The organism is Desulfocicer niacini, from assembly GCF_054657595.1.
On sequence record NZ_BAAHYK010000185.1, the window covers coordinates 1 to 436 of the forward strand.

The following is a 436-nucleotide window of genomic DNA, read 5'->3' on the forward strand; positions in this document are numbered from 1 at the left end:
ATAGATATTTTTAATTTTTTCAAGATCTTGCGCTGAGCCTGAGTCGGTTCAGTGTATTGTAGTATACGCCCATCTTTATGCAAAAATTCTCCTAAATGAAGACGTTCCAGCTCGGCCCGGGCCTTCGGCCAGGTCATGCCGGTCTCCAGCTCTGTGATCCGCACCAGGAGCAGGGCCAGCCAGCAAAGCATAACATGGGAGCGGATGCGGTCAGACCGGGTGTGGGACACCGGCCTGAGGGACAGGGTTGACTTCAGGGTCCGGAAGGCCCGCTCAACTTCCATGAGCTGTTTATACCCCAAGGCAACATCTTCGGCAGACAGACTCTTGTCACTGGTGCTCAGCAGATATTTGCCATCAAGCTTTTCCGCCTTCCTGACCTTGGCTTTATCCACTGCCAGTTTGCCGGACTTCAGTTCTTTGAGGTACCTGCTCA

The 436-nt window shown here is 52.8% G+C and carries 1 protein-coding gene; it reads right to left on the minus strand.

What is annotated here, in order from left to right; genetic code table 11:
• Positions 1-436, minus strand: a 436-nt coding sequence (locus tag ACYQ2M_RS25300) for an IS1634 family transposase (RefSeq protein WP_459919178.1), incomplete at both ends; no start/stop codon positions are given.